3 protein-coding genes are annotated in these 4449 nt (G+C 67.3%); all 3 read left to right on the top strand.

Going from position 1 to position 4449, the window contains the following annotated elements:
- Nucleotides 1–546 (top strand): DUF3011 domain-containing protein (locus tag DBR34_RS17980; RefSeq protein ID WP_258224097.1); only part of this gene is annotated, 546 nt, incomplete at its 5' end.
- A 41-nt stretch (nucleotides 547–587) separates the two neighbouring features.
- Entirely contained in the window at nucleotides 588–1649 is a 1062-nt protein-coding gene (gene mtnA, locus DBR34_RS17975) for an S-methyl-5-thioribose-1-phosphate isomerase (RefSeq protein ID WP_128097795.1), read from the top strand.
- A 292-nt stretch (nucleotides 1650–1941) separates the two neighbouring features.
- Nucleotides 1942–4449 (top strand): DNA gyrase subunit A (gene gyrA / locus DBR34_RS17970; RefSeq protein WP_128097797.1); only part of this gene is annotated, 2508 nt, incomplete at its 3' end.

Raw genomic sequence — 4449 nt, 5'->3', positions numbered from 1 at the left:
CTGGTGCGCCAGTTGTCCGACAGCAGCTGCATCCGCGGTACCGAATGGGGCACCGATCGTTCCGGCGTGTGGGTCACGCTGGGCTGCCGTGCCGAATTCCGCAGCCGGCCGGCAGGGGGCGCCAGCACCGGCGCCGCGCGGCAGGTGCGCCGGGTGCTGCGCTGCGAATCCAGTGGTCGGCCGCAGAGTTGCCCGGTGGCACTGCAGGGCGCGCCGGTACGGCTGCTGCGCCAGCTGTCGGCGATGCCGTGCCGCGAAGGCCACAGCTGGGGCGTGCGGCGCAACGAAGTGTGGGTAACCCGCGGTTGCCAGGGCGACTTCGAGGTGGGGGCCGCCGACGGTTCCGGTTTCCTGGACGCACCGCGCACGCTGGTGTGCGAATCCAAGTCGCGCCAGCGCCGTTTCTGCGGGGCGACCATCGGCAAGGGCGCGCGCCTGTCCAAGCAGTTGTCCGGCAGCCCGTGCGAGGAAGGCCGCGGCTGGGGCTGGGACGCGCGCGGGGTCTGGGTGGACAACGGCTGCCGCGCCGAATTCCAGGTCAACTGAGCCGCTTTGGCGGCTTGGGCGTGCGCCGCTACAATGGCGCGATGAACGCATCCACCGACATCGACTACGCCCGTTACGACCATATCCGCCCGATCCTGTGGACCGGCGATACCCTGCAACTGCTCGACCAGCGCAAGCTGCCGTTCGTGGTGGAGCACGTGGAATGCCGCGACAGTGACGCGGTGGCCGAGGCCATCCATGCACTCACCGTGCGCGGCGCGCCGGCGATCGGCATTGCCGCCGCCTGGGGCGTGGTGCTGGCCGCGGCCGGGGTGCAGGCCGATGACGGCGCGCAGGCGTTGGCCAAGCTGGAACCGGCCCTGCAGCGGCTCAACGCGTCCCGCCCGACCGCGGTGAACCTGGCCTGGGCGCTGGCCCGCATGCGCCGTGCGCTGGCCCCGGCCGGCGCCGACTGGCAGCAGGTGCTGGCCACCGAGGCCCAGGCCATCGCCGACGAAGACCTGGCCGCCAACCGCCACATGGGCGCGCTGGGCGCCGGGCTGATCGAGGCCGGCAGTGGCGTGCTCACCCACTGCAATACCGGCTCGCTGGCCACCGCCGGGTTCGGCACCGCACTGGGCGTGATCCGCGCCGGCATGGCCCAGCACCGCATCGCCAAGGTCTTCGCCGGCGAAACCCGGCCGTGGCTGCAGGGCGCGCGCCTGACCGTGTGGGAGCTGCAGCAGGACGGCATCGACGCCACCCTGATCGCCGATTCGGCCGCCTCGCACCTGATGAAGACCGGTGCGGTGCAGTGGGTGATCGTCGGCGCCGACCGCATCTGCGCCAACGGCGACACCGCCAACAAGATCGGCACCTACCAGCTGGCCATCGCCGCCCGCCACCACGGGGTCAAGTTCATGGTGGTGGCGCCGTCTTCCACGGTGGACATGGACACCGCCGACGGCGAGCAGATCGAGATCGAGCAGCGCGATCCGGGCGAGCTGTACGGGGTAGGGGGCACGCGCACCGTGGCCGAGGGCATCGCCGCCTGGAACCCGGTGTTCGACGTCACCCCGGGCAGCCTGATCGATGCCATCGTGACCGAGCGCGGGGTGATCCTGAACCCGACGGTGGCCAACATGCAGGCCGCGTTCGGCTGATTTCCGTCGCCATGGGCCACGACCAACGGTCGTGGCCTGCCGGGATCGGGAGGGTGGCCTGGCCCCCTTCCGGGCAGGTCCCGGCCGCTGGTCGGTACGCCTTTGACGGCCCCGCCGCGCCCATACCCGCAACGTCCCCGTAAGTTCCTGATTCTTGCCGGTAAAACGCCCGTAAAAGCAGGCGGAAAACGGTCCGTTGTGGTAGACTTCACCGGTTAATCGAGATTCCGGCGCGGCCGCCCCGAAAGGGCTGGCGCGACGGACTGGACCGCTCCCAGACAACGGAACCCGAATGGCAGAAACCGCCAAGGAAATCATCCAGGTCAACCTGGAAGACGAGATGCGCAAGAGTTACCTCGATTACGCGATGAGCGTGATCGTGGGCCGCGCCCTCCCGGATGCGCGCGATGGCCTCAAGCCGGTGCATCGCCGCGTGCTGTTCGCGATGAGCGAGTTGAACGCGCACAGCAACAAGCCTTACTTCAAGTCGGCCCGTATCGTCGGTGACGTCATCGGTAAGTACCACCCGCATGGCGATCAGTCGGTGTACGACACGCTGGTGCGTCTGGCACAGCCGTTCTCGCTGCGCTACATGCTGGTCGATGGCCAGGGTAACTTCGGTTCGGTCGACGGCGACTCCGCCGCGGCCATGCGATACACCGAAGCCCGCATGTCCAAGCTCACCCATGAGCTGATGGCCGACCTCGACAAGGAAACCGTCGATTTCCAGCCCAACTACGACGAAAAGGAACTGGAGCCGACGGTCATGCCGACCCGGTTCCCGAACCTGCTGGTCAACGGTTCGGCCGGTATCGCGGTGGGCATGGCGACCAACATCCCGCCGCACAACCTCACCGAGTCCATCAACGCCTGCATCGCGCTGATCGACAACCCCGAGATCGACGTCGACGGCCTGATGGAGTACATCCCGGGCCCGGACTTCCCGACCGCGGGCATCATCAACGGTACCGCCGGCATCGTCGCCGGTTACCGGACCGGGCGTGGCCGGGTGCGCATCCGCGCCAAGGCGGAGATCGAAGTGGCCGACAACGGCCGCGAATCGATCATCGTCACCGAGATCCCGTACCAGGTGAACAAGGCCCGGTTGATCGAGAAGATCGCCGAGCTGGTCAAGGAAAAGAAACTCGAAGGCATCAGCGAACTGCGCGATGAGTCCGACAAGGACGGCATGCGCATCTTCATCGAGATCAAGCGCGGCGAGTCGGCGGAAGTTGTGTTGAACAACCTCTACCAGCAGACCCAGATGGAGTCGGTGTTCGGCATCAACATGGTGGCGCTGGTCGATGGCCGCCCGCAGCTGCTGAACCTCAAGCAGATGCTCGAAGCGTTCGTGCGCCATCGCCGCGAAGTGGTCACCCGCCGCACCGTGTACGAGCTGCGCAAGGCGCGCGCCCGTGCCCACGTGCTGGAAGGCCTGACCGTTGCGCTGGCCAACATCGACGAGATGATCGAACTGATCAAGACCTCGCCCAATCCCGGTGAAGCACGCGAGCGCATGCTGGCGCGCTTGTGGGAGCCGGGCCTGGTCGGGTCGATGCTGGGCGCTGCCGGTGCGGAAACCTCGCGTCCGGAAGACCTGCCCAAGGGCGTGGGCCTGATCACCGGCGGCTACCAGCTGACCGAGATCCAGGCCACCCAGATCCTGGAAATGCGCCTGCACCGCCTGACCGGGCTGGAGCAGGACCGCCTGACCGAAGAGTACAAGCTGCTGCTGGAAACCATCGCCGGGCTGATCCACATCCTGGAAGATCCGGACCGCCTGCTGCAGGTCATCCGCGAAGAGCTGATCAACGTGCGTACCGAGTTCGGCGACGAACGCCGCACCGAGATCCGCCACAGCGAAGAAGACCTGGACATCCTCGACCTGATCGCCCCGGAAGACGTGGTGGTCACCCTGTCGCATGCCGGTTACGTCAAGCGCCAGCCGGTCAGCGCCTACCGCGCGCAGCGTCGTGGTGGCCGTGGCCGCAGCGCGGCGTCGACCAAGGAAGAGGATTTCATCGAGCAGCTGTGGCTGGTCAACACGCATGACACGCTGTTGACCTTCACCAGCGCCGGCAAGGTGTTCTGGCTGCCGGTGCACCAGCTGCCCGAAGCCGGTTCCAATGCGCGGGGCCGCCCGATCATCAACTGGATTCCGCTGGAACCCGGTGAGCGGGTGCAGGCCGTGCTGCCGGTGCGCGAGTACGCCGAACGCCAGTTCGTGTTCTTCGCCACCCGCAACGGTACCGTCAAGAAGACCCCGCTCAGCGAGTTCGCCTTCCGCCTGGCGCGCGGCAAGATCGCGATCAACCTCGACGAAGGCGATGCGCTGGTGGGCGTCGGCCTGACCGACGGTGAGCGCGACATCCTGCTGTTCGCCTCCAACGGCAAGACTGTGCGCTTCGGTGAAGACAAGGTCCGCTCGATGGGCCGTACTGCCACCGGCGTGCGCGGCATCAAGATGGCCAAGGGCGAAGAGGTCGTGAGCCTGATCGTAGCCGAGAGCGCCGGCGGCAACGAGGACGAAAACGAGGACGACGGCAGCGTCGAAGAAACCGTGATCGAGAACGGCGATGCCGTGATCGAGGTCGGCGACGACGACACCATGCTGTACATCCTGACCGCCACCGAGAACGGCTACGGCAAGCGCACCCCGCTGCCGGATTACCCGCGCAAGGGCCGCGGCACCCAGGGCGTGATCGGCATCCAGACCACCGAGCGCAACGGCAAGCTGGTCAGCGCGGTGCTGATGGGCGCAGCCGATGAAGTGCTGCTGATCTCCGATGGCGGCACCCTG

The sequence above is a fragment of the Stenotrophomonas sp. HMWF003 genome, from assembly GCF_003061285.1.
Lineage (GTDB): Bacteria > Pseudomonadota > Gammaproteobacteria > Xanthomonadales > Xanthomonadaceae > Stenotrophomonas > Stenotrophomonas maltophilia_AP.
The sequence above is the reverse complement of the archived record's forward strand: the minus strand, read 5'-3'. Positions and strand labels throughout refer to the sequence as shown.

Coding starts and splice junctions, on each gene's coding strand:
- mtnA (WP_128097795.1), top strand. CDS start 588: ATGAACGCATCCACCGACATCGACTACGCCCGTTACGACCATATCCGC.